The organism is Campylobacter sp. JMF_08 NE1, assembly GCF_027737875.1.
In the GTDB taxonomy this organism is placed as follows: domain Bacteria; phylum Campylobacterota; class Campylobacteria; order Campylobacterales; family Campylobacteraceae; genus Campylobacter_B.
Genome location: NZ_JAOVUC010000011.1, coordinates 1 through 25647, shown reverse-complemented (window position 1 = coordinate 25647; position 25647 = coordinate 1). Strand labels below are relative to the sequence as shown.

At 42.6% G+C, this 25647-nt stretch carries 19 protein-coding genes and 1 pseudogene; 12 read left to right on the top strand and 8 right to left on the bottom strand.

Annotation, left to right across the window (positions count from 1 at the left end):
• Positions 1-144 precede the first annotated feature (144 nt).
• The 6 genes from OFN91_RS07970 to OFN91_RS07945 form a co-directional block, all read right to left on the bottom strand.
• Positions 145-909: a polysaccharide deacetylase family protein gene (locus tag OFN91_RS07970; protein WP_270873873.1), complete on the bottom strand. Its 765-nt coding sequence runs from the start codon at positions 907-909 to the stop codon at positions 145-147.
• A 110-nt stretch (positions 910-1019) separates the two neighbouring features.
• The gene (gene bcp / locus OFN91_RS07965) at positions 1020-1487 is read right to left on the bottom strand and encodes a thioredoxin-dependent thiol peroxidase (RefSeq protein WP_270873879.1); all 468 of its coding nucleotides are present in this window, start codon (positions 1485-1487) and stop codon (positions 1020-1022) included.
• A gap of 34 nt (positions 1488-1521) precedes the next feature.
• Complete coding sequence (locus OFN91_RS07960) at positions 1522-1731, bottom strand: tautomerase family protein (RefSeq protein WP_270862507.1); 210 nt, start codon at positions 1729-1731, stop codon at positions 1522-1524.
• Between the two features lie 2 nt (positions 1732-1733).
• Positions 1734-3080, bottom strand: coding sequence for an amidophosphoribosyltransferase (gene purF / locus OFN91_RS07955; protein WP_270873872.1), 1347 nt, complete (start codon positions 3078-3080; stop codon positions 1734-1736).
• Between the two features lies 1 nt (position 3081).
• A complete protein-coding gene (gene dapB, locus OFN91_RS07950) occupies positions 3082-3843 on the bottom strand; it encodes a 4-hydroxy-tetrahydrodipicolinate reductase (RefSeq protein ID WP_270873871.1) in 762 nt (253 codons plus the stop codon).
• A 376-nt stretch (positions 3844-4219) separates the two neighbouring features.
• Entirely contained in the window at positions 4220-7606 is a 3387-nt protein-coding gene (locus OFN91_RS07945) for a DUF748 domain-containing protein (RefSeq protein WP_270873870.1), read from the bottom strand.
• A gap of 561 nt (positions 7607-8167) precedes the next feature.
• On the opposite strand from OFN91_RS07945, the gene OFN91_RS07940 reads away from it, so the two are divergent.
• The 9 genes from OFN91_RS07940 (at position 8168) to OFN91_RS07900 (ending at position 18497) form a co-directional block, all read left to right on the top strand.
• Positions 8168-9235 (top strand): epoxyqueuosine reductase QueH, encoded by a 1068-nt coding sequence (locus OFN91_RS07940; RefSeq protein WP_270873869.1) that lies wholly within the window; start codon positions 8168-8170, stop codon positions 9233-9235.
• A 30-nt stretch (positions 9236-9265) separates the two neighbouring features.
• Entirely contained in the window at positions 9266-9724 is a 459-nt protein-coding gene (gene fabZ / locus OFN91_RS07935; protein ID WP_270859936.1) for a 3-hydroxyacyl-ACP dehydratase FabZ, read from the top strand.
• Between the two features lies 1 nt (position 9725).
• Positions 9726-10514, top strand: coding sequence for an acyl-ACP--UDP-N-acetylglucosamine O-acyltransferase (lpxA, locus tag OFN91_RS07930; protein ID WP_270859935.1), 789 nt, complete (start codon positions 9726-9728; stop codon positions 10512-10514).
• On the top strand, positions 10514-11749 hold the full coding sequence (clpX, locus tag OFN91_RS07925; RefSeq protein ID WP_270873868.1) for an ATP-dependent Clp protease ATP-binding subunit ClpX: 1236 nt from the start codon (positions 10514-10516) through the stop codon (positions 11747-11749). The genes lpxA and clpX overlap by 1 nt, the downstream gene beginning before the upstream one ends.
• A gap of 8 nt (positions 11750-11757) precedes the next feature.
• Positions 11758-12792: a rod shape-determining protein gene (locus OFN91_RS07920; protein ID WP_270862807.1), complete on the top strand. Its 1035-nt coding sequence runs from the start codon at positions 11758-11760 to the stop codon at positions 12790-12792.
• The gene (mreC, locus tag OFN91_RS07915) at positions 12785-13534 is read left to right on the top strand and encodes a rod shape-determining protein MreC (RefSeq protein ID WP_270859932.1); all 750 of its coding nucleotides are present in this window, start codon (positions 12785-12787) and stop codon (positions 13532-13534) included. Before OFN91_RS07920 ends, mreC begins: the two co-directional genes overlap by 8 nt.
• Positions 13534-16794 (top strand): carbamoyl-phosphate synthase large subunit, encoded by a 3261-nt coding sequence (carB, locus tag OFN91_RS07910; RefSeq protein WP_270873867.1) that lies wholly within the window; start codon positions 13534-13536, stop codon positions 16792-16794. The genes mreC and carB overlap by 1 nt, the downstream gene beginning before the upstream one ends.
• Before the next feature lie 73 nt (positions 16795-16867).
• Entirely contained in the window at positions 16868-17761 is an 894-nt protein-coding gene (locus OFN91_RS07905) for a DMT family transporter (protein ID WP_270873866.1), read from the top strand.
• Between the two features lie 49 nt (positions 17762-17810).
• Positions 17811-18497 (top strand): aspartate/glutamate racemase family protein, encoded by a 687-nt coding sequence (locus OFN91_RS07900; protein WP_270873865.1) that lies wholly within the window; start codon positions 17811-17813, stop codon positions 18495-18497.
• A 7-nt stretch (positions 18498-18504) separates the two neighbouring features.
• Here OFN91_RS07900 and OFN91_RS07895 read toward each other — a convergent pair whose 3' ends face one another.
• Positions 18505-18747: a hypothetical protein gene (locus OFN91_RS07895; protein ID WP_270873864.1), complete on the bottom strand. Its 243-nt coding sequence runs from the start codon at positions 18745-18747 to the stop codon at positions 18505-18507.
• On the opposite strand from OFN91_RS07895, the pseudogene OFN91_RS08280 reads away from it, so the two are divergent.
• A pseudogene (locus tag OFN91_RS08280) lies at positions 18704-18853 on the top strand (DMT family transporter); the annotation flags it as partial. The gene OFN91_RS07895 and the pseudogene OFN91_RS08280 sit on opposite strands and share 44 nt — an antisense overlap.
• A gap of 35 nt (positions 18854-18888) precedes the next feature.
• On the opposite strand, the gene OFN91_RS07890 reads toward OFN91_RS08280, so the two are convergent.
• Entirely contained in the window at positions 18889-22332 is a 3444-nt protein-coding gene (locus OFN91_RS07890) for an acyl-[ACP]--phospholipid O-acyltransferase (RefSeq protein ID WP_270873863.1), read from the bottom strand.
• Positions 22333-22432: 100 nt separating this feature from the next.
• On the opposite strand from OFN91_RS07890, the gene OFN91_RS07885 reads away from it, so the two are divergent.
• Positions 22433-22960, top strand: coding sequence for a hypothetical protein (locus OFN91_RS07885; protein WP_270873862.1), 528 nt, complete (start codon positions 22433-22435; stop codon positions 22958-22960).
• A gap of 215 nt (positions 22961-23175) precedes the next feature.
• A partial coding sequence (locus OFN91_RS07880; protein WP_270873861.1) for a hypothetical protein occupies positions 23176-25647 on the top strand: 2472 nt, incomplete at its 3' end.

Below are 25647 nucleotides of genomic sequence, written 5' to 3'. Positions count from 1 at the left end.
AAATTTAAACTCACTTTTGAATTTCAAGCTCGTAGATTGCCATGCAAGCAAGCTTGCTCGCAATGACAAATCAAGGGCTAGGGAATTTCTCTGAATCGCCACAAAATATTTCGCAAATTTTGCCAATGACAAAACGGGCAAAATTTACTCCAAAACCTCGTCTAATCGCACGAATTCAAATCCATTTTTAACCAAAATTTTAAGGCCCCCCACCACGCCTGCGCCACTTGGCTTTTGGGGGTGGTTTGCGTGAGCGATGATGATGTCGCCGCCGCGCGCACTAGACACAGCGGTGCGCGCCCTTTCCGCGCTCATCGTAGCCCCAGCATCTCCTAGCACGCTAAATCCCACGGGCGCGTATCCCATATCGTAAATTTGAGAGATTGCAAGCTCATCGTAATACGCCGTGCCTGAGCGGTAAAATTTCGGGCGCGCGCCGGTGATTTTTTCGATTAAATCGGCGTTTCGCGCGATTTCATCGTATAGCTCGCCAGCATCTGCCGTGCCCTTTATGCCGTAAATGCTAGCCCCATTTAGAGAGGCTGGGGAGTGTGTGGTGCCGTGATTTTCGATTTCGAAATTTGGATTTTGGCGCAAACGCTCGAATTTTTGTGGAAATTTCTCTATCCAGCGCAAATTTACAAAAAATGTCGCTTTTAGGCTGTGTTTTTCTAAAAATCCCACGATTCGCTCGTCCAAATCGTCCGTTTTGCTTCCGCACAGATCGAGCGTGAGGGCGACTTGTTTTTTATCGGTTTTGAAATTTTTAATCACGCCCTGCAATTCCTCGCCCCAAAGGCTAGGCTTTGCGTCAGAGTATTTTTGCAAAATTTGCTCTTTGGTCAAATTTTCGCCCTGCGCGCCACACAAAACCCCCAAAGCGCAGATAAAAATTAAAAATTTTTTCATTGATTTCCCCCTGTAAATTCGGCTAAATTTTGGCTAAATTTAAAAAGGGGCAAATTTTGAAATTCGCTAAAATTTCTAAATTTTGCCCCAAATTTGCGCTTAAATTTTGTTTATTTTTGCGCCAAAATGTCGCCAAGCACCTTTGCGGCGTGGTCTTTGGCTTTGACAGATTTATAGACTTTTTCGATTTTGCCGTCTTTGCCGATTAGAAATGTCGAGCGCACGATCCCTAGATACTCGCGCCCGTAGTTTTTGCGCACTTGAAGCACGCCATAAGCCTTGGCGACTTCGCGTTCGTGGTCGCTTAGCAAAATATGGCGCAGGCTTTGCTTGGCGATGAAGCTGGCGTGTGATTTCACACTATCTGGGCTAATGCCTATAATCAGGGCGTCCTCGGCGATAAATTTATCCCAAAGCTCGCTAAATTCGCAAGCCTCGGTGGTGCAACCCGGCGTATTATCCTTAGGATAAAAATACAAAACGACCCTTTTGCCGATAAAATCGCTTAGGCGAATTTGCACCCCGTCGGCGTTTTCGAGGGCGAAATTTGGCGCCATATCGCCCGGGGCAAGTGTGATTTTGCGCGCTAAATCTTCTGCGCTAAATGTAGTATCAGCCATTTTGCGCCTTTTTTCGCATATCTGCGACGCTTTCGCCACCGAAATAGAAATTCTCAGCCTCGTCGTATTCGAATTTCACGACCACGCGACTTGGCACCTTGCCTAGGTTTTCGACCATTGTTTTGGTGATTTCGCCAGCGATTTTGTCCTGCAATTCCTTGCTTGGGGCTGGTTTGGTTAGGTGGATATTGATGATTGGCATTTTTACTCCTTTATAAAATAATCTCCGTCAAAACTGATTAGCGAATATTTTCGCTCATCTCCTAGCGCGCCGACAAGCTCATTTATGCTTAGAAATGTCAGGCTGTCCGCGCCGATATACTCGCGCACCTCTTGGGTGCTTTTGTTTGCGCTGATTAGCTCGGCGTAGCTTGGCGTGTCTATGCCGTATCTATCTGGGTGCTTGATTTCTGGGCTTGCGATACACATGTGAATCTCCCTCGCCCCAGCGTGGCGCAGAAGCTCGACGATTTTTTTGCTAGTTGTGCCTCGCACGATACTATCGTCGATGACGACTATGCTTTTGTCTTTTAAAACCTCGCTCATAGGGTTTAGTTTGAGTTTGACTTTTAAATTTCGCATTTCTTGCGTCGGCTCGATAAAGGTGCGCCCCACATAGTGATTTCGCACGATTGCCAGCTCAAAAGGCACGCCACTTGCGCCTGAGTATCCCAAAGCTGCTGGCACGCCACTATCTGGGACAGGGACGACAAAATCAGCTTTGATGTCTTTGCATTTTTCGGCTAAAACTGCGCCTAGTTTTTTGCGGATATTATAGACATTTTTGCCCTCGACCGTGCTGTCTGGGCGCGCGAAATATATGTATTCAAATGCGCAAATTCTAGGATCAACCTCTTCGAAAATTTGAAGCGATTTTATCTCATCTTTGCCCTCTTCGAAAATCACCATTTCGCCGGGCTTCACATCTCGTATAAACTCCGCTCCCACCAAATCAAAGGCGCATGTCTCGCTCGCTACGATATATCCGCCATCGCTTAATCTACCGATACTAAGAGGCCTTACGCCGTGCGGATCGCGCAGGGCAAACATTTTGCTACGACTTAAAATCAGAAGCGAATACGCCCCAGCGCATTTTTTCACAGCCTCGATTATGCGGTTTTGCAATTTTTTTTCTTTGCTTCTAGCGATTAAATGCAAGATATTTTCTGTGTCCATATTTGACTGAAATATCGCTCCCTCAGCGATTAGCTCAGATCTAACGCTATCTTTGTTTATCAAATTTCCATTATGCACGATTGAAATTTCGCCTAGGGCGTATTTAGCAGAGATTGGTTGCGCGTCGTGGATACTCTCGTTGCCCGCTGTGGAGTAGCGATTGTGGCCAATAGCACTATTTCCCTTTAAAATTTCAAGGGCTTGTGGGGTGAAAATTTTAGTTACTAGTCCTTGACCTTTGACCGTGTTTATATGGTGGTTGTGATTAGCACTTACTCCGCTTGCCTCTTGGCCTCGGTGCTGCATCGAAAACAGCCCATAAACCGCCGTTTTAGCCGCATTGGCTGAATTTATAACTCCTACTATCGCGCACATTTTAAAATCCTAAACAATCATTTATGCTATAAAGGCCATTTTTTTGTGTGGCAAGCCAAATTCCAGCTTTAATCGCGCCATTGGCGAAGGTCGCACGGCTCGTGGCGGTATGGTTTAGCTCGATATACTCGCCCTCGTTGTAAAACCCTACCGTGTGGCGTCCGACGATATCACCACCGCGAAGTGCCATGACAGCGATTTCGTCTTTGCCTCGCTCTCCGATTAGTCCGTCGCGCCCGCTAACTCGCACGCTTTTGATATCCAAATCACGCGCATTTGCAGCAGTAGTAGCTAATGTCATTGCTGTGCCACTTGGGGCGTCTTTTTTGTGTTTGTGATGCATTTCGACTATTTCGCAGTCAAAATCGCGCAAAGCCTTGCTAGCTAGATTTACGAGCTTGTTTAGCACGGCTACGCCAAGGCTCATATTTGTCGCGTGAAATACTGGCATTTTTTGCGCGCACTCTTTTAGCAGTGCTTCGCCCTCATCGCCTAGGGCAGTAGTGCCGATGACAAGGGGCTTTGGGTGAGTTTGGGCGAATTTTAATAAATTTATCGCCCCGTCTCTAATGGTAAAATCAATCACCACATCGCAAGAATCAAAAAATTTCGCCAAATCGTCCGTGATTACGCATTTGGGGCTGTATGATAGCTCCTCGATAGTATAAATCGCGCTAACTTCCGCGTTTTCGTAGTTTTTCAGACACTCATAAATCATACTTCCCATTCTACCGCTGCCGCCGTGGATACCAATCCTAACCATTTTAACCCTTTCTGAATTTGTAAAAATTTGGCGTAGTATAGCCAAATTTAGCTTATTTCTGAATTGTGTTGTGATTAATTTATAGCGCAAAGAAATGCGAAGCATTTCAGTAAAATAAATTAGCTAAATTTAGGTTGAATTTTGAATTTAAATTTTTCTGGATTACCACGCTCGTTATACTCGCTCGCAATGACAGCGAATTTAGCGTTTGGTTATTTTTACTCGTAGATTGCTTCGAATTTGCTACGCAAATTCTCGCAATGACACACCCGGCGTAAATTTTGTCCGCTATTGTCATTGCGAGGAAAGGCGCAGCCTTGACGAAGCAATCTACGACTTTAAAATTTTTACCGCTAAATTTGCAAAATTTTAAATTTCACTTCTCTACGCCAAGGCCGACGCTGATGAAGCTATCTTGCTTCGCGCTGACATTTGCAGGCTTTTTAATCACGATTTGTGAGTCCGAAACACCCAAATTTGCAAGCGCACTTTGCACGGATTTAGCGCGCGCGACGGCTAAATCATTTAGGCGCGAGGTTGTGAATTTTTGCGCCTGTATGAGTTTTTCAAATCCCTCTTCGCCACCCTCTTTTATGCGGTGTTTCGCCCTTAGGCTCGCAATCGCAGCGTCAGATGAGAGATTTTCTTTTAGCATTAGCCTGTCTATATTTTCGTTTAGCGTGACGAGCTTAAACGCCCTAGTATCTAGCTTCTCGTTATATGCTGGGGTTAGGGTGATTTTGATTTCTGGCTTTGATTTTGCAATCGTGGCAAGATTCTCGATTTTTTCGTTTTCGCTAATCAAAATCTCGCTACTAGCTGGCTCAAAGTCGATTCCATCAAGCGAGGCAGTATCGATTCCTGCGATTTTGCCCAAAAACCTAAACGGGCTTAGCACGATATCGCTAAATAGCTTTGTCACAGCCCCCACAATCACGCCTCCAAAGCTAAATTTCGGATCGTTTAGATTCCCGCTGATTGGCAGGCTGACATTGATTTGGCCGTCGCTGTCTTTGAGAATCGAAATCGCTAAATCCAGTGGTAAATTCAGCGCATCTTTACTCTCAACTTTTTCGCCAAGCACGAGATTATCGAGGTTTATGTCGTTTGTGGCGTTTAGTTTGGAGGCGTTGATTTTATAATTTAGCTTTAAATTGCTCTTGCCACTTTTTATCTCATAGCCTACGAATTTCGCGCTGTATGGGGTGATATCACTGAGCGCGACATCTTTTAAAACCACGCTAATATCGCTTTTTTGCTCTGGCGCGAAAGGGTAGGCCCTAAGAGCGATTTGCCCTAAGCCACTTTTGCCAACAAGGCCGTTAAATTTGAGGTTTGCTTGGGATTTGTCGCTAATTTTATCGATTGTAGTTTTGATTTTGGAGACCGTGATATTTAGTGGCATAAACAGCGTATCGTCGATGAAATTAAACGAGCCGTTTTGCACGCTCACATTTGCAATATTTACGCCAAAACCGCCTTTTTGCCCCCCGGCTTGGGCTTTTGGCGCGGGCGATTTGGAGGCTGGTTTGCTTATGGATTTTGGCGAAGTTTTGGCTAGTTTGGCTAGGTTTATCTCGCCGTTTTTGGCGATATGGATTTTCGCGTATGGGGCGTTTATGGCGATATTTTTGATATCAATCTTGCTCTCATTTAGGCTTAGCGCGCCCACTTTTGCGCTATTTATGCTAAAAACTTTCGCTCCTTTTGCGTCGTTTAGGGCTAAATTTTTGCCCGAAATTTCAGCATTTAGCGCGAATTTATCGCTAAATTTGAAATTTCCTTTTAAATTTGCGCTACCACTTGCGACTTTTGCGTTTAAAAACTGCTCCAAATACGGGTTTGCTTTGCGCAAATCAGGGTGGGCGACATCAAAATCAATGTCTAAGTTTAGCGGATTTATGGTGATTTTCGAGGTCGCATTGGCGCTTATTTCGTCGCTTGCCACGCTTGCTTTGGCGCTAAAAGGGGCGCTAAAATTGCTAGAAAGATTTTGCACGCTAGCGTCAATTTTAGCGAGGGTGTGGGTCATCTTTGGGGCTACGAAGCTCTCTGTGATTTTCGCGTGGCCGCTATTTAGCGCGATTTGCGCGATAGCAAAGTTAAATTTTGGCTCATTTTTGGCTGGTGAAATACTGCGCGCGGAGCCGTTATTTTCGCTATTTTGCGTGAAATTTCCCTCTTGGGCGAGTGTGTGTATCCAAGCTAATAAATTTTGCCTAAATTTCGCATTTTCCGCCTTGCTAGGCGCGTAAGAAATCACGCTTAAATCGTTTATGCTTTTTGCGCCCTCTTCGCTAATTTCTGAGTTAAAAAACGGCGCGTCAATGCCGATTTTATCGATATTTAGGGCAAGTTTATCTAGGGCGAAATTTAGCTTTTGCACGCTTAAATTTTTAATTCCGCTAAATTTTTCGTTTTTATTGGCTAGGCTAAGCTCGCCAAATTTGGCCGAATTTAGGGCTAAATTTGAGCCTTTTTCGTCCATTTGGAAGCTAAAATCATCTGCGCTTAAATTTGCCAAATCTATCTTGTCAAATTTCGCCAAGGCTAAATTTAGTGGCAAAATTTCGATTTTTGCGACTTTTGCCTCTGTTTTGGAGGCGTTGTTTTCGCCCTTAAAATTTGCGCTGATTTGCGAAATTTCGCCACCCTTTGCGCTTAAATTTATTAGGCTATCGTTAAATTTGCACTCGCTTAAATTTATCTTGTCTAAATTCGCATTTAAGCCCAAATTTTCGCCCTCTAAGCCAAATTTTAAATCAAAATCAAAAGCCCTGAATTCGCCCAAACTCGCGTTATTTTCTGCGCTTAGAAAATCGCTATTTTTAAGCGCGATTTCACCAGCACCCAAAGTGGCGGCTAAATTTTCCCCAAATTTGGCGTCAAAATCAATATTTGCAAGCGAAATTTGCTCTGATTTGATTAAATTTTGGCTAGCAAGCAGGGCAAGGTCATTTAGTGCGATTTTACTTTTTTTCAAATTTAGCGCGATTTCCTCGTCTAAAATCACCTCATAAAGGGCGTTTGCGCTGATTTTTCCACCGAGTAGATCAAGCTCTTTTATATCCAAAAACGATAGCCAAAATGGATTGATTTTGAGATTTTCTACGCTTAAATTTCCCTCGATTTTAAGCGGATTTAGGCTGATTGAGCCTGAGTGAAAGATATTATCGAAAGTCTGCGAAGAGGCGTTAAAATCATGGTTTCCGATAGAATTACTAGCCAAATTTAGGCCCGCGATTTCGTAGTTTAAGCTACCAAGCTCGATTTTAAAGGGTCTTTCTAGGCTCAAATCTTCGTAAAAAACCCCGCCGTTTTCGATTTTGAAATTATCCAGCTTGACATTTATGCTCGAATTTTCGTCGCTTTTTTCGCTTTCGCCCCCAGCATAAAGGCTCTCGAAATTAAACGAGCCGTTATTTTCGCGCGAAATGCTGATTTTAGGGCTTTGCAGGCGCAGGGTTTGGATATCTATGGTTTTGTTAAACAGCTCGCCAAATTTCAGCTTGACATCAATTTTTTCGGCCGAAAATAGTGGTTTGAAAGTCGAAAGCGAGGGAGCGGTGATGTTTAGCTCGTAGGTGAAGGGGTTAAATTTCGCGCTTTTAACGCTGAAATTTGCCTCGTTTTCTAGGATTTTTGGAACTGCTTTTTCGATGAGAAGTGGCACGCCAAAAAAGCCAAAAAGCGTGTAAAATGCGCCAATCCCACAAATGCTATAAATAAATTTTTTCTTGTGTTTTGCTAAAAATTTCACCATTTTTGCGCCTATTGATTGTTAAATTTAATAATCTAAAATTATAGCAAATTAAAAATAACCGAACGCTATGATTCGTGTCATTGCGAGGCGATGCAGTCGCCGTGGCAATCCAGCACGGCGAAGCCGTAACGAAAAATAAAACCAGCTAAATTTTAAAAAGCAACGCTTTTTAAAATTTAGCCACTTCTAAGGTTTTACAGGGGTGGGGGTTGGTAAGGGGGAGGGTAGCGTCTCCTAAAAAGCGCGCCCTCCCCCTTACAAGGAATTTCACGGCGCAGGTAAATTTAAAAAATCGTTCAATGCAAAATTTGGGTTGAATTTTGAATTTAAATTTCTCTGGATTGCTTCGCTTTCTGCGAAAGCTCGCAATGACAGCAAATTTAGCGCATGGAATTTTAAAGTCGTAGATTGCTTCGTCGCTGTCAAAACAGCTCCTCGCAATGACAATGGTGAGCAAATTTTATATAATCTGTTATTGCGAGAATTCGCATAGCAAATTCAAAGCAATCTGCGAGCCAGAATTTAAGGCTAGTATTTTTGCGAAATTTAAAAGGAGATTTTTTGTTAGTTCATATCTGTTGTGCGGTGGATTGTGATTATTTTTTGTGTAGGTTAGCAAGCGAGTGCGATGAGCCCTTGGTAGGGTATTTTTACGACCCAAACATACACCCTTACAGCGAGTATTTGCTGAGGTTGGAGGACGCAAAGAGCGTGTGCGAGGGGCTTGGGATCAAATTTTACGCTGGGGCGTATGATTATGAGGCGTGGCTTAGTGGGGCAAAAGGCCTTGAAAACGAGCCGGAAAAGGGCAGGCGTTGTGAGTTTTGCTTCGATTTTCGTATGCAAAACACCGCCTGCTTCGCGCGCAGTATTGGCGAGCAAAAAATCACCACGACGCTTTTAATGAGCCCCAAAAAATCGCACGCCCAGCTTGTAAATTCGCTAGAAAAAATCTGCAAAGAGCAAAATTTGGAGTTTGTCGCGCCTGATTTTCGCAAAAACGGCGGCACGAACGAGCAGTTTGCCCTAGCCAAAAAAGACAGCCTCTATCACCAAAACTACTGCGGCTGCATGTTTGCGCTATGCACGCAGCGCGGAGAGGGCGAAATTTACGAGCTTATGTCGCCACTTAGCGGGGAAATACTGCCTGCTTCGATAGAGGAAAAGTTTAAAATTTATAAAAAAGTGGCGAAATTTAGGCGCGAGGGCGCAAAATTTGAGATTATCAGAGATGAGTTTTTAAACTACCGCCTGCTTAGGGCGTGGGTGAAATTCTCTGGGGAAATAAGGCCATCATTTATCTTGCATAACTCCCATTTTAGGCGTGAATTTGTCAAATTTAGCATAAATGAGAGTTATGAGAAATTTTACTGCGACAAGGGCGAGATTAAAATTTTAAGTCTTAAATTTTTCAACGAAATTTTAAAAACAGATTTCAAAAACACAGCTGAAATTTTAAAAAATCCGCCAAGCCTGAAAAAACAAGAGCAAATTCGCGCGAAAATTTGCGGTGCGCGCTCGCTTTCGCCAATTATCGTCGTAGATGAAATTTACCCAGCCAAAGTGGAGATTTACGCGCTCTCACGGATATTTTTAGATGTTAGGGAAATTTTAGTAAAGTTAGGGTAAAATGGCAAGAATTTTTATCAAGGATACGAAATGATTGACATAACCGAAATCTTAAACATACTCCCACACCGCTACCCGTTGCTTTTGATCGACAAAGTTACCGATATGGATATGGGAAAAACGATAATCGCTTACAAAAACATCACCTATGGCGAGCAAATTTTTCAAGGTCACTTTCCTGGTCACCCGATTTATCCTGGCGTGATGATTATCGAGGGACTTGCCCAAGCTGGGGGAATTTTGGCGTTTAAATCAATGGAAGCTGAGGGCACAGATTTAAGCGATAAGGTTGTGTATTTTATGAGTATCGACAAGGCGAAATTTCGCAAACCAGTGCGCCCAGGGGACCGCTTAGAATACCGCTTAGAGGCGATTAAACACAGAGGCAGAATTTGGCAGTTAAAGGGCGAAGCGTATATCAAAGATGACGCAGGAGGCGATGTTTTGGCAGCCGAGGCTGAACTTCAAGCAATGGTAATGGATAAATAAAATGAGCAAAATTCATCACACCGCTATCGTAGAAGATGGCGCAGTTTTGGGCGATGATGTCATAATCGAGCCTTATGCGTTCATAAGCGCTCAGGCCAAAATCGGCTCTGGCACGCTGATAAAGCAGGGCGCGCGCATCATCGGCGATACTACAATCGGCGAAAATTCTAAAATTTTCTCTTATGCGATTGTGGGCGATATCCCGCAAGATATCAGCTTCGAAGTAGGCGAAAAAACAGGCCTTATAATCGGCAAAAACGCCACAATTCACGAATTTTGCACCATTAGCTCTGGTTCGCACAAGGGAGACGGATTTACGCGCATTGGCGATAATATCTTTATGATGGCGTATTGCCATGTGGCGCATGATTGCATTTTAGGCGATAATATTATTTTGGCAAATTCAGCCACTTTGGCTGGGCATGTGCAAATGGGCGATTACGCAGTAATCGGCGGTCTAACCCCCGTGCATCAATTCGTCAAAATTGGCGAGAGTTGCATGATAGCAGGGGCTAGCGCGCTTGGACAAGACATAGTGCCGTTTTGTCTAGCGGAGGGAAACAGAGCCTATATCAGGGGGCTAAATTTAACAGGAATTCGCCGTAGATTTGACAGAGATACGGTCGAAATCATCAACAAAGCATATAAATTTTTGTTTAACCAAGGCGTGGGATTAAAAGAACAAGCCGAAATTTTGATAAACGAAACAGATAATGAGCATGTGAAAAAAATGTGCGATTTTATATTAAACACAAAACGCGGAATTCCGCTAGATAAGGGTAGAAATTAATGTCAGATAAATGTAGTTTTTGTGGTTCGAGCGAAAAGGACGGACTTACGATTTTCCCAAACGATAGTGGCACGGCTTCGATTTGTAGCTATTGTATAGATCAGGCTTATGCAGCACTTCATGGCGGGGAGGTCGCGAAAAAGAGCGAACGAATCGCAGGTGAGATAGATTTCGAGGCGATTAAACCAAAGGCTTTAATGGAGGTTTTGGATAGATATGTAATCGGCCAAGAAAGAGCGAAAAAGATTTTTAGCGTGGGTGTTTATAACCACTACAAACGAATTTTTCGCAAAGATGAGATAGAGGGCGACGATACTGAAATTTCAAAATCAAATATTTTGCTAATCGGTCCGACAGGAAGTGGCAAAACGCTTATGGCGCAGACTTTGGCTAGGTTTTTAGATGTGCCTATTGCAATCAGCGACGCTACAAGCCTAACAGAGGCTGGATATGTGGGCGAAGATGTCGAAAATATCCTAACTCGCCTGCTTCAAGCAGCCGATGGCGATGTCGAGAGGGCTCAGCGAGGCATTGTATTTGTCGATGAAATCGATAAAATCGCTAGAATGAGCGAAAATCGCTCGATTACGCGCGATGTCAGTGGCGAGGGCGTGCAACAAGCGCTTTTGAAAATCATCGAAGGAAGTGTGGTAAATATCCCGCCAAAAGGTGGCAGAAAACACCCAAATCAAGATTTTATTCAGATTGATACGACAAATATTTTGTTTGTTTGCGGTGGTGCGTTTGATGGCATAAACGAGATTATCGGCCATAGAATCGGCAAAAATGTGCTTGGTTTTGGGCAAGAAAAACGAAGCAAAAAGGAAAACCAAAATTTGCTTGGCATGGTAGAGGCCGATGATTTGGTGCATTATGGGCTAATCCCTGAGCTTATCGGCAGACTTCATGTCATGGCGAGTTTAAACGAAATCGACGAGGCGGCAATGGTTAGAATTTTAACCGAGCCAAAAAATGCGATTTTAAAACAATACCAAAAACTTTTCGCAATCGACGGCGCAAATTTGAAATTTGACGATGAAGCTCTAAGCGAGGTAGCAAAACTTGCTATCAAGCGCAAAACTGGTGCTAGGGGACTTAGATCGATTATTGAAGAGATTATGATTGATATAATGTTTGACCTACCAGAGCTTAGTGGATATGATGTGATTATCTCAAAAGAGGTAGTCAGTGAGGGCGCAAAGCCGATATTAGTAAAACAAAATTTAACTGCATAGGGGAATAAATGTTACTTGATTCTTTATTAGGCTTATTTTCTAGTGATATGGGAATTGATCTTGGCACGGCAAACACGCTAGTTTTGCTCAAAGATAAAGGTATAATCATAAACGAACCAAGCGTCGTGGCTGTGCAAAACGAACGCTATGGCAAACAAAAAATCATAGCTGTGGGCGCAGAAGCCAAAGAGATGCTAGGTCGCACACCAGGCGATATCGAGGCTGTGCGCCCGATGAAAGACGGCGTTATCGCAGACTTTGATATGACTGAAAAAATGATTAGATATTTCATCGAAAAAACGCACAAAAGACGCTTTTTTGTAAGTCCTAGGATTATCATCTCTGTGCCTTATGGTCTAACGCAAGTCGAGCGCAAGGCCGTGAGAGAAAGCGCGATGATAGCAGGTGCGCGCGAGGTTTATCTAATCGAAGAACCAATGGCAGCAGCGATTGGCGCAGGGCTTCCAGTAGCCGAGGCGAAAGGCTCGCTAGTCGTAGATATCGGTGGTGGCACGACAGAGATCGGCGTGATTTCGCTAGGGGGCATTATAAATGCAAAATCAGTGCGCGTAGCAGGTGATAAAATCGACGCTAGCATTGTAAATTATGTCAAAGAAAAATATAGCCTTCTTATCTCAGAGCGTGCAGCCGAAGAGATCAAAATCAAAATCGGCACCGCAATCCAACAACCAAAAGATCTAACCTACACGGTCAAAGGCAAGGATCAAATCAGCGGGCTTTTAAGCTCGGTTGATTTAACTAGCGAAGATGTCAGAGAAGCGATAAAAGACTCAATCCGCGAAATCGCTGACGCGCTAAAATTTGTGCTTGAAAGTATCCAGCCAGAAGTCGCAGCCGATATCGTAGAAAACGGCGTGGTTTTAACTGGCGGAGGCGCGCTAATTAGAGGGCTAGATAAATATCTAAGCGAGGCTGTGAAACTGCCTGTATTCGTAGCAGATGAACCGCTTCTTTGCGTCGCAAACGGCACTGGCAAGGCCCTAGAAGAGATCAAATCGCTAAAACAAGCAGCAAATGACTAATGTAAAGTTTCTACTCATCGCTGTGGTATTGGTGGCTACTTCGCTTATTTTTGGATCGCAAATTCATGGTAAATTTATCGGTCTTAGCGGAGGAGCTATTGATACTTACAAAGATATTACGAGCTTTATAAAAAACAAAATTTCAAAACATATCGATCAAGCAAACACTATCGAAGCCCTGCGCGCCGAAAATGAGGAACTGAAAAAATCCGCCATGCTTCTTGGCACCTTTGCGGGGGAGTTAAATAAAATTTTGCTTGATAAAAACAGCTCCGCTTACGAACCGCGCGTCGAGCTTGTTAGGACGCTAAGTTACGCTAGCTTAAATGATTACAATAAATTTTGGATAAATTTTAAAAATTTCAATCCAGATAAAGTCTATGGTCTCATTAGCGAGGGCAAAACCGCAGGAATCGTCGTAAATCGCGACAACAAACCCCTAGCCATACTTCAAAAAGATGAAAAAAGCAATTTTTCTGTCTCAATCGGCGAGAGCCAAATTCCAGGCGTTGCAAACGGCGAGGGAAATGCTTTGGTGGTGAAATTTATCCCACAATGGCTAGACCCAAAAGTCGGCGATGAGGTTTATACGAGCGGAAAGGACGAGATATTTTTCGAGGGCGTGCCTGTGGGGCGGGTCAAATCAGTTCAGAGTGGTAAATTATACAAAAGCGCTGTCATAGAGCCATACGCAAATCCAAATATGCCAACGTTTTTGTATGTCGTTACAAAGGAAAGATAATGCCAAAAAGAGAAGATGTAAAGACGATATTGCTTATCGGAAGCGGTCCTATCGTCATCGGTCAAGCGTGTGAATTTGATTATAGTGGCACACAAGCTGCTAAAACTTTGAAAAATTTGGGCTATCGCGTAGTTTTGATAAATTCAAACCCAGCTACGATTATGACAGACCCTGATTTTGCAGATGCGACCTATGTCGAGCCAATCACGAAAGAGAGCATTTTGCGAATTATCAAAAAAGAGGGCGTCGATGCGATACTGCCTACTATGGGCGGTCAGGTCGCGCTAAATGTCGCAATGGAAGTCTATGAAAGTGGCGAGCTAGGCGATGTGAAATTTCTAGGCGCTAAACCAGAAGCGATTAAAAAGGGCGAAGACCGCGTGGCTTTTAAAGAAGCAATGATTAAAATCGGCATGGACTTGCCAAAGTCAAAATATGCTTACACTATGGAAGAGGCTCATCAAGCAGCCGAAGAAATCGGCTTTCCGCTAATTATCCGCGCTAGTTATACGCTAGGCGGGGCTGGTTCAGGCGTAGCATATAATATCGATGAATTTAAAGAAATCGCACAAAACGGCATTGATATCAGCCCAATACATGAAATTTTGATTGAAGAGAGTTTGCTTGGCTGGAAAGAGTATGAAATGGAAGTTATCAGGGATAATAAAGATAACTGCATAATCGTCTGCTCTATCGAAAACCTTGACCCTATGGGCGTGCATACGGGCGATAGCATTACGATTGCACCGGCTTTGACACTCACAGATAAAGAGTATCAGCGCATGCGTGATGCGAGTTTTGCGATTTTGCGTGAGATTGGCGTCGATACGGGCGGAAGCAATGTGCAATTCGCCATAAATCCGCGCACAGGTCGCATGATAGTAATCGAAATGAATCCGCGTGTCAGCCGTAGCTCAGCCCTAGCTAGCAAGGCCACAGGCTACCCGATAGCCAAAGTCGCTACCATGCTAGCTGTGGGATTTAGCCTAGATGAGATCAAAAACGATATCACGGGCACTCCTGCAAGTTTTGAGCCTGTGATTGATTATATCGTCACAAAAATCCCTCGTTTTGCCTTTGAGAAATTCCCGGGCGCGAACCCGCACCTTGGCACTGCGATGAAGAGTATCGGCGAAGTAATGGCGATTGGGCGCACATTTAAAGAGAGTATCCAAAAAGCACTTTGCTCAATGGAGAAAAGCTACTATGGCTTTATCGAGCTAAATTTAAGCAAAGATGATTTGATTTTTGGGCTTAGAAACGCAGGACAGGATAGAATTTTATATGTCGCGCAAGCTTACCGTGAGGGATTTAGCGTAGATGAGGTCTTTGAATTTAGCAAAATTGATCCGTGGTTTTTGCGCGAAATTCACGAAATCGTCGAATTTGAAGCCAAAATCGACATGGATATCCTAAATGCTCCAAATTTGCTTCGCAAAGCCAAAACTATGGGCTTTTCGGACAAAATGATTGCGCATTTGATTAACAAAGTCGATAATCTAGGCCTTACGCAAAACGATATTTTCTTTGCGCGTGCAAAACACGGCATAAATTTAGAGTATAACGAAGTCGATACCTGCGCAGGCGAATTTAAGGCTCTCACGCCGTATTTGTATTCTAGCACAAATATCACGCCAAACCTGCCAACCAGAACGCCACAAAACGCCAAAAAAGTCCTAATCATCGGTGGTGGCCCAAACCGCATAGGTCAAGGCATAGAGTTTGATTATTGTTGCGTGCATGCAAGCTACGCGCTAAAAGATCTTGGCATAAAGAGCATTATGTATAACTGCAACCCAGAAACGGTTTCTACTGATTATGATACGAGCGATATTTTGTATTTTGAGCCGATTGATTTCGAGCATGTTCGCACCGTAATCGAGACAGAAAAGCCAGAGGGCGTAATCGTGCATTTTGGCGGACAAACCCCGCTTAAATTTGCCAAACGCCTAAACGCAATTGGAGCCAAGATTATCGGCACGAGTGCGCGCACTATTGATATTGCAGAAGATCGCAAGAAATTTAGCGAATTTATTACTAAAATCGGCGTAAAACAGCCTAAAAACGATACAGCCATTAGCGAAGCCGAAGCAATCGAAAAAGCGGCAATCATCGGCTATCCGGTCCTTGTGCGCCCTAGTTATGTGCTTGGCGGACGGGCTATGAGAAGGGTGTATAATGTCGATGAACTAAAAGAGTATATGAGCGAGGCCGTGAGCGTGAGCTACCACTCGCCAGTTTTATTGGATAAATTTTTGCTTGATGCAACCGAGCTTGATGTCGATGCTATAAGCGATGGCAAAGATGTCTATATCGGCGCGATAATGGAGCATATCGAAGAGGCTGGAATTCACTCAGGCGATAGTGCAAGCATACTGCCTCCAATGAGCCTAAGCGATGAGATGATTGATAAAATCAACGAAACCACAAAACAAATCGCGCTAAATTTGGGCGTCGTGGGGCTTATGAATATTCAGTTTGCGATTTTTGAGGACGAGCTTTATATGATTGAAGTAAATCCGCGCGCTTCTAGAACTGTGCCGTTTGTGAGCAAGGCGACTGGAATTTCAATGGCAAAGGTTGCCACGCGCGTAATGTGGCAAGGAAATTTGCGCGAGGCGCTTAAATTTTACGATAAATTTGGCGTTTTGTGTGAGGAAAAGGGCATTTTAAAACCGCGCGTGAGTGGCAGAGTATGTGTCAAAGAAAGCGTATTTCCGTTTAATAAACTCCCAGGCTGCGACATCGCGCTAGGGCCTGAGATGAAAAGCACGGGCGAGGTTATGGGTATTAGCGAGAATTTCGCAAAAAGCTTTGCTAAAAGCCAAATTTCAGCCAGCAATGTCTTGCCAAGCAAGGGCGCTGTGTTTATGAGCTTGACTGATCGCGACAAAGAAAAAGGGGTAAGCCTAGCTAAGACTTTGGTTGAGACTGGATTTAGTCTGATTGCCACTGGCGGGACTTGCAAGGCGCTAAAAGAGGCAGGGTTAGAGTGCGAGTTCGTCTATAAAATTTCAGAAGGTCGCCCAAATATCGAAGATAAGCTAAAAAATGGCGAAATCGCCCTTGTCATCAACACCAGCGACACCAAATCAAGCTCGTCAGATACATTTAAAATCCGCCAAGCTGTGGTGAGATTTAAGTTGCCGTATTTTACGAATATCAAGGCCGCGCTCGCTGCTACTATGTCAGTGTGTGCGGTCCAAGACGGAAGCGCACTGGAAGTGAAAAGCTTGCAAGAGTATTTAGCAAACAAATAATTCTTAAATTTGGCAAATTTGCGTGAAATTTATGCTAAATTTGCCGAAATTTTATAAATTTAATTCAATTAATATGAAAACGCAAAGTATAATTTTTGGAATTTTCATAACACTTCTTGGCGGAATTTTTTGGGGGTTTAGCGGAGTTTGCGGTCAGTATCTTTTCGAAGTAAAGGGCATTAGTGCAAATTGGCTTGTTCCGTATCGACTTTTTTGCGCCGGATGTGTTTTGCTTTTTTATTGTGCGTTTCGTTTGCGCGATAAAAGATTTTTTGCACCGCTTAAAGATAAAAGACTTTATCCGCAGTTTTTAGCTTTTTCGCTTTTGGGTTTAATGCTAACGCAGTATTTTTATTTTTATTCTATCGAGCTTTCAAATGCCGCAGTCGCTACCGTAATCCAATACACAGCACCAGCTATGATTTTAGTGATTGTATGCGTAAATGAAAGACGATTGCCAAAAATCAGCGAATTTATCTCTTTGATTTTAGCAAGTTTGGGTGTTGTGATTTTAGCTACGCACGGAAATTTAGACTCACTTGTTATTAGTCAAAAGGCACTTATTTTTTGTTTGCTTAGCGCAGTTTGTGTTTGTGTTTATAATATTGCACCAAAAAAACTAAATCAAAAATATCCTGTTGTGCTAAATTTAGGTTGGGGTATGGTGCTTGGCGGAGTAGTTTTGGGTTTGTTTTTGCAAGTTTGGAATTTAAAAGGTATTAGCGATTTTAGCGGATTTTTAGCACTCATGGGCGTTGTGTTTTTTGGAACGGTTTTAGCATTTAGTTTTTATATGATTGGCGTGAAATTGATCGGCGCACCAAAAGCAAGCCTAATCGCAGCGATTGAACCAGTTAGCGCAGCATTTTTTGCACATTTTTGGCTTAAAACGCAGTTTGTGTTTTTAGATTTTGTAGGCTTTGTTTTGATTATTTCGTGTATATTTTTACTAGCGAAAAAGGGTTAAATTTATCAAATTCAGTTAAAATTATTTAAATTTATCAAGGAGATTTTTTTTGAAAACTATCGGACTAATCGGCGGAATGAGCTGGGAAAGCACGGCTACTTACTATAAAATCATAAATGAAGAAATTAAAGCTTATCTTGGAGGTTTGCATAGTGCAAAAATTTTGCTTTATAGTGTGGATTTTAGCGAGATCGAAGAGTGTCAAGCAAAGGGCGAATGGGAGAGAGCCGGTCGTATTTTAGCCGGTGTCGCTAAAAATTTAGAACTCGCAGGAGCCGATTTTATCGCTATTTGCACCAACACAATGCACAAGGTTGAACCGCAAATAAAAGCAAATTTGCAAATTCCCATTTTGCATATCGCCACAGCCACTGCTGATGAGCTAAAAGCCAAAAATATCGATAAAACCATACTTCTTGGCACGAAATACACGATGACGCAGGATTTTTATAAAGAAAAATTAATCGAACAAGGTATAGAAATTTTTATTCCAAATGATGACGAGATCGAATTTATAAATTCAGTCATTTTTAATGAGCTTTGTTTAGGTAAAATTTTATCATCTTCAAAAGAGAAATTTTTAAAAATCATCGATAGACTTGCGAATTTAGGGGCAAAAAGTGTGATTTTAGGTTGCACAGAAATCGGACTTTTGATTTCGCAAAATGATTTGGAAATTCCGGTATTTGACACGACGATAATCCACGCTAAAAAATGCGCTAAAATGGCGTTATAATGGGATTTTAATCTCCCATTATAAGCTTATTTGTGATTATATATTTAATCTTTTGGCGATTTAAATTTGAAACAGGATCAAATTCTCCCTCATAAATTTCATCGAAATTTTCGTCCAAATACCTAGTGTAAATTTCGCCGATTAACTTCGTCATTTTTGCCGCCACAGACGAATTTATAAGCCCGTCAGTTAGCAAGTCATTAAACGGCGCAAGTCGCACAATATCGCCGTCGATTGAGCCAGTAAGCACAGCTATGTTTGCACATTTTTGGCTAGGGACAAAATTTGTATTTTTGGATTTCGTAGGATTTGTGCTGATACTTTCGTGTATATTTTTATTAGCGAAAAAGGGCTAAATTTAGCCAAATTTGACCAAATTTTGCCAAATTTTTCAAATCCCCATATCCTCTGCCATTTTTTTCACGGCTTTAAAATCCACCTTGCCGCTGCCTAAAATCGGTATTTCGCCCACTTTTTTTACCACGCTTGGCTGCATTATCGGAGCTAAATTTGCACCCTTTATCATCTGCGAAATTTCATCTTCGCTAAACTCGGCGCTGTATAGTAGCGCGATTTTCTCGCCCTTTTTCTCATCAGCCAAATTTACGCACGAAAAGCTAACCGCAGAGCCTAAAATTTCGCCTATCGTCCCCTCTACTGCGCCCAGACTTATCATCTCGCCACCGATTTTTGCGAAGCGCGAAAGGCGGTCTGTGATAAACAAAAACCCGTCATCGTCGCAGTATCCGATATCGCCGCTGTTATAATACCTCACACCATCGATCTCGATAATCGCGCGCGCTGTGCGCTCTGGCTCGTCGTAGTAGCATTTCATCACCTGCGCCCCGCCGATTAGGATTAGCCCTGCTTCGCCGTTTCCAAGCTCGGCGAAATTTGCGGGATCGACGATTTTTATTATCGTGCCAGCTAGTGGCAAACCCACGCTTTTTTCGCGGTTGAAGGCAAGTTCTTTGAAAAAATCAGGCTCTAAAATATTTGGCGTATTTACGCTCACCACAGGTGCAGTCTCAGTGGTACCGTATCCCTCGTAGATATCCACGCCAAATTTGACCTTAAAGTCCTTTTTCACGCTCTCGCTCAGTTTTTCGGCACCTGCGATTGCAAGGCGCAAATTTCGAAGCATTAGCGGATTTAGGCGTTTGTTTTTGGCATAAAGTCTAAAAAATGTCGAGGTTCCAAACATAATCGACGCGCCGTATTTCGCGCTCATTTTGCCCACACAAAATGCGTCTGTCGGGTCTGGGACATGTATGCTTAAAAGCCCATCATTTAGTGGAAATAGCGTCGTAACGGTTAGCCCAAAGCAGTGAAAAATCGGCAAAGAGGCCAAAAGCGCGTCTTCGCCCGTGGCATTCACGAGTTCGGAGATTTGGCGCACATTTGCCATTATGTTTTTGTGCGTGAGCACCACGCCTTTTGGGCGTCCCTCGCTTCCACTGCTAAATAAAATCGTAGCCTCATCGTCGATTGCGTGTGGCGCGATATACAAAACCTCGAATAAAAATTTCGGCATCAAAAGAGCCTTTATTGCCGTGCTTATGCGCTCTTTGCGTGTGATATCTGCGCCGATATCCTCCAAATACACTAATCTCTCGCCAAGGCTACTTTCTAGCTCAAATCCGCGCGATTTTAGCTTTTCGACAAATTTTTTCGAGCTGATTATGGTGCGCAAATTCGCCTTTGTAGCGCAATACACGAGATTTTCTTCGCTTAGAGTGTAGTTGAGATTTACGCTGATTTTCCCCATGGCTAAAATCGTCAAATTTATCGCACTTGCAATCACGGAGCTAGGCAGGATTATGCCTATGTTTTTTTCATTTCCTATGCGCGGTGCTAGGCGCTTTTGAAACATTATTAGCGCGCTCATCATCGCTAAATTTGTAAATTTCACCCCTGTGCTATCGACCGCAACCACCTTAAATGGCGAAATTTTCGCCTGATTTAGCCAATTATACGCTAAGGGATCAAGCGAGCTAAGGTATTTTTCCCAGCTAAAAAACGATAGCTCTCTCACGGCCTTTTTGACCTCGTGCGCTTTGGCGTTTATATCTAGTGGCGCACCAAAGCTCACCCTCAAAGCGTGCGCGCCAAGCTTGGAGATTGTTTTTTTATAATGTTCGCTAGCCCTCGAAAATGTCGAACCCCAAAGCCCACGGATATAAAACGGCACTATCACGGCATTTGCGCCCCGTGCAGCGTGCTCAAATCCAGCTTGAAACTCATCAATTCTGCCGTTATAGCTAATGTGCCCTTCTGGAAAAAGCCCCACCACTTCGCCAGCATTTAGAGCTTCTTTTATCGCGCCAAGCGCACTTTTGCTGACCCCTGCGCCGATCGGAATTACGCCAAAAATTTTCAAAAACCACTTCAAATACCACAGCTCATAATAGCTTCTATGCATTACAAAGCGCACAGCGCGCGGGCAGGCAAGCTGCACGACCGCCCAATCAATCCAGCTAATGTGATTGCCAAGTAGTAAAACTCCGCCACTTTGCGGGATATTTTCTAGCCCATCGACGCGGACTTTATATCCAAATTTCAAAAATGGCAAAAGCAAAATTCGCATGAAAAGGTGCGGCAGGTATCTGGCACTAAAAATTCCGCAAATTAGCACGCACAGCGCGCACATTACAAAGATTTCGCCACTATACACGGCAAAATTTACTAGAATTATCGCGATTATCAAAAATAGCACCATAAAGATATTTTGAATAAAATTTGACCCCGCTAGCACGCGCCCCATGCGCTCATCGCGGGTAAAAAACTGAATATTCGCATTAAGTGGCACGATGAAAATTCCACCGCTAAATCCGAAAAATAGCGACGCCAAAGATAGCGTAAAAGTCGAATTCGCGTTTGCCAAAATCATCAGCGCAAGTCCTAGTCCAAACGCGCCAAATGGCACGATTCCTAGCTCGATATGTTTTTTGCAGTAGCTTCCTGCAAACACCGCTCCCAGCGCGATTCCGATCGCACTTAGGGCTAGGATAACTTGGATAATCATCACATTATCATTTCCGCTAATGGCCTTAAAATGCGCCGGAAATGTCGCAATCACGAGCTGTGAAACAGCCCAAAACATCGAAAGTCCAAGCGTGCATAGCAAGATATTTTTATCCGAGGTTACGAATTTTAAATTTTGCCTTAGATACTCGAATTTTGCGAATTTTGCAAATTCAAATTTCGCCTCAGGTTCGGCGGCGTCAAAATATGGAATTTTATAGGCGAAATACGCCTCCACCATAGAGCCAGCCACGAGCAAAAGCCCTATAAACCACACCGAGCGCAAAAGCTCGCCAGCACCTGCGCCTTGCTTTGCGAAGCTTTCGAAAATTACAGAAAATACAAGAGAAGAGAGCAAAATCGCGATTATGGTTAGAGCCTGCACTGCGCCGTTTGCCGCGCCTAAATTTTTCGCTCCGACGATTTTTTTGATTAATCCGTATTTCGCGGGCGAGTATATCGCGCTTTGCGCAGCTAAAAGAATCGTCATAAAAAATGCGAAATAAAACCACCCGCAAATGTATCCAAGCGTGATTAGCGCGCACAAAGCCACGCCAAGCAGGGCGCAAGCGCGAGTGATTTTCGTGCGCGAGAATTTGTCGTTTAAAAAGCCAGAAGTGCTAAATAAAAAAATATATGGAAGCAAGATTAGCATATTTACAAGCGCGGTCAGGGCAATGAGCGTGTCGCCCGAAAAGCTCTTGACTAGGACATTTTGGATAGTGATTTTGTGTGCGAGATCAACGCTAGCGTTGATAAACATTATTATCATAAAGGGCAAAAATCCGCTGATTTTGAGTAAATTTTTCATAATTTTTCCTTAAATTTGCGCGAATTTTAGCCTTTTAAATTTAACATAGAAAATTTAAGCCGAATTTGATAAAATGCGCCAAATTTTATCAAGGAAAATTATGCAAGTAACTATCACCGAGCGCGATGTGAGCGCACTTAACAAATTTATGCTTCTTCACAGCAAAAAAGCAAAAAAACAAAAAATCGTCAGCACCTATGCGATTGCCTTTGAGTTTTTGATTTTTGGTATCATCATCGACGGACTTTTCAAAACAGCCCCGATTGCAAGCATCGCCTCGCTAATCATGGGCGCGCTGTGGCTGGTGTTTTTCCCTAAATTTTATCGCAAAATGCTTCGCAAACATATCGCAAACGCCGAAAATATCGAGCCTTCGAGCGTGCAGATGAATTTTTTGTGGAGCGAGGGTGAGATTAGCTTCGCTAATGGAGAGGCGAGTGCGAGCGAGAAGTTCGCTACTAGCGATTTAAACCGCATAGCTAGGACTAGCGAAAACTATTTTTTGGGTTTTGAGCGCGGATTTCATATAGTTTTGCCTTACACCGAAGATACTGCGCGCGAAGTGGAAAATTTGGCTAAATTTAGAAATTTAGCAATCGAAAGCGTGGATTTAAATCAGAAAATTTGATTTTGTCGGTGCTTCACTTCCTTGCAATGACAATAGCGAGCGAAATTTGTTTAATCTGTCATTGCGAGAATTTTGCGCTTAATCCGCCAAAAACGCCTAATTTGTCAAATTTTTAAAAAAATGCAAAATTCCCATAAATTCTTTAAATTTTACCGCTTTTTTCTGTAATTTAAGTTATAATTTCAGCTATTTATAAAATTTCAAAGGAGTTTGAGATGAAAGCATTAAATCAAAGCAGAGGAAGTATCGTCTTAGCTGCTATGCTCTTTGCTGTTGGCGGTGTAAATATCGCAAATGCCGATAAGATTATCGGAACTAATGACGCTAGTCCGTATGTAGGCGTAGATAGTGCAGGAAACAAATTGACAACAGGTGCTTCGGTTACTATTAGTGGCACTTCCACAGACGGCTTTACATTTAGCCCTAACAGACATGCTTATGGCGGTTATGCAAAAGGGGTTGCAGATTCAAATATTTCTGGCAATACAATAAATATCGAAAATGCAAATATTCAAGGTCCTAACTCTTCAAGAAATATTATGGCTGGTAGAGCAGAAGGCGATGGTAGCGAAGGTTCGATTGCCCAAGAAAATAAACTTACAATCAAAGATTCTAATATTACAATAGGCAGTGGAACCATTTATCCTTCTGTCATAGGCGGTAGAGTCGATAGAGCAGGCGGTGAAGCCAAAAATAATACAGTAGAAATAAGCAACTCAGATGTAACCTACTATATCTATGGTGGAAAAGGTGACGGCAATAGTGCAGACAACAATAGCACAATCTACAACAACCATGTTTATATAAAAGATTCAACATTTGGAAGCGTATGGGGCGGTCAAGCACAGGCCCCAAGTGATGATAAAAATCACGCTAAGTATAATACTCTCGTTATAGAGGGTGGTGGATATTCACAAAAAGCTAAATCGGGAGATCTTCGTGCTGGAACCACTTACGGAGCGGGAGATAGTGAATACAATACCCTATTTATAAGTGGCGGAACGACACTAGACCGCAATAATGTTAGTATTTTTGGTGGTTATTCACAAGGTAAAGCGACAGGAAATAATCGCTATAATCAGCTTATCTTAGATAATGTAAAAATACCAAACGCTAGTGATACTATATATGCGGGCGGTATTAAGACCAACACCACTACTCTATCAAATACAGAAGCAGTTGGCAACAGAGCATATATAAATGACTTAGACTTTGCAAACGGTATCGTAGTTGGTGGCGGTAGCGAACTAGGCAATACAAGCGATAATATAGTTGTCATCAACGGCAATACAAAACTAAAAAGCGCTTACAGTGGCAAAGTAAGAGAAGGTGCTGACGGAACAGCAAAAGATAATCTTGTCATTATGTCTGGTGGCACTATTAGCGAAAATATCTACGGCGGATATACTCAGGGCGGTGAAACGAGTGGAAACGCTGTTTATTTCATGGGTGGCGAAGTCTCTGGCATAGTCGGCGGCGGAAATAACGGCAATAAAAATACCCTAATCTTAGGTAAAGACAAGGATAATCTTGGCGTTATAAAAGCAGGGCAAATTTCAAATTTCAACACTTTGCAATTTAACGCCGTTAAAGACGGCACAAATACAGACGCCGTTTTAACCCTAACAGATAGCGCAAACGGAGCCGATTTAAACGGCGTTACTATAAATTTCTTAAACGAAAGTTCTAGCGACGGGGCTGTCGAAGTGCTCGTCGGCGGAGATAACGGAGTAGGCGTAAATAAAAAACGAAACAGTGGCGGTGGCGCAAATGCTATAACCGAGCTAACTAAAAATGCTATAAAATATGGTGCAAATTTAGATACAATCGCCGTTGTCGTAAGTGGCGCAGAAGCTAAAAATGATATAATAGAAAATTTACAAAGAACCCTAAGCGACGGTAGCACAAAGCCACAAACAAGTTATGGCATAGGCGATACATTTAATTATAAATACAAAACAATCGATTTAAAACAGCCAAACAAAAAATACTATCTCATTAAATCTAATGCGCCTTTGCAAAACTATAATAAAATTAAACTCGAAAATCCGGCAAATCCGACATGGATTGGCAAGGAGTTAAAAGAAAATTCAGGTATAAAAATAGCCGATATATATCAACCTGATCAAATTTATAAAATTTTAAGCTCCACAGAATACAAAAGAAATTTGCGCGGTATGTTTGTGGAAAATGGCGATAAAGACCTATTTATCACAGGTATAGATGAAATAACAGAGAGCTGGAATGATAACGAATTTGACACCAATGAATTTAGCAAATTTAATCAGCCTTCGAACACAGGAAATCATGTCTATATAGAAGCAAACGCTGGTGATTTAGGTGGAAAAACAATCTATGGCGGATATAGCGACAGCGAAGATGTAAATAACAACAATATCTATATCAATCAAGGTGCAAATTTAAGTAACGCTACAATCATAGGTGGATATTCTATATCAGGTAAAGTTTCAAACAACACTGTTGATTTAAACAATACTAGTGTAATAGCAGATATTACACTAGCTCAGACTGATAGCGGAAGTGTAAAAGTTTCAAATGATAATATTAAAAACGCTGATGGCGTTACAATTGGCGGCTCAGTAACTATTGCTAAATCCACAGGAAGTGCAAATTTAAATGGCTTAAATTTTGAAATGCCAAAATTTGAAAAAATCACAGGCGATTTT

Coding starts and splice junctions, on each gene's coding strand:
- dapB (WP_270873871.1), bottom strand. CDS start 3,843: ATGGTTAGGATTGGTATCCACGGCGGCAGCGGTAGAATGGGAAGTATG.
- OFN91_RS07945 (WP_270873870.1), bottom strand. CDS start 7,606: ATGGTGAAATTTTTAGCAAAACACAAGAAAAAATTTATTTATAGCATT.
- lpxA (WP_270859935.1), top strand. CDS start 9,726: ATGAGCAAAATTCATCACACCGCTATCGTAGAAGATGGCGCAGTTTTG.
- OFN91_RS07970 (WP_270873873.1), bottom strand. CDS start 909: ATGAAAAAATTTTTAATTTTTATCTGCGCTTTGGGGGTTTTGTGTGGC.
- OFN91_RS07920 (WP_270862807.1), top strand. CDS start 11,758: ATGTTACTTGATTCTTTATTAGGCTTATTTTCTAGTGATATGGGAATT.
- OFN91_RS07905 (WP_270873866.1), top strand. CDS start 16,868: ATGAAAACGCAAAGTATAATTTTTGGAATTTTCATAACACTTCTTGGC.
- OFN91_RS07960 (WP_270862507.1), bottom strand. CDS start 1,731: ATGCCAATCATCAATATCCACCTAACCAAACCAGCCCCAAGCAAGGAA.
- OFN91_RS07885 (WP_270873862.1), top strand. CDS start 22,433: ATGCAAGTAACTATCACCGAGCGCGATGTGAGCGCACTTAACAAATTT.
- clpX (WP_270873868.1), top strand. CDS start 10,514: ATGTCAGATAAATGTAGTTTTTGTGGTTCGAGCGAAAAGGACGGACTT.
- fabZ (WP_270859936.1), top strand. CDS start 9,266: ATGATTGACATAACCGAAATCTTAAACATACTCCCACACCGCTACCCG.
- carB (WP_270873867.1), top strand. CDS start 13,534: ATGCCAAAAAGAGAAGATGTAAAGACGATATTGCTTATCGGAAGCGGT.
- purF (WP_270873872.1), bottom strand. CDS start 3,080: ATGTGCGCGATAGTAGGAGTTATAAATTCAGCCAATGCGGCTAAAACG.
- mreC (WP_270859932.1), top strand. CDS start 12,785: ATGACTAATGTAAAGTTTCTACTCATCGCTGTGGTATTGGTGGCTACT.
- OFN91_RS07890 (WP_270873863.1), bottom strand. CDS start 22,332: ATGAAAAATTTACTCAAAATCAGCGGATTTTTGCCCTTTATGATAATA.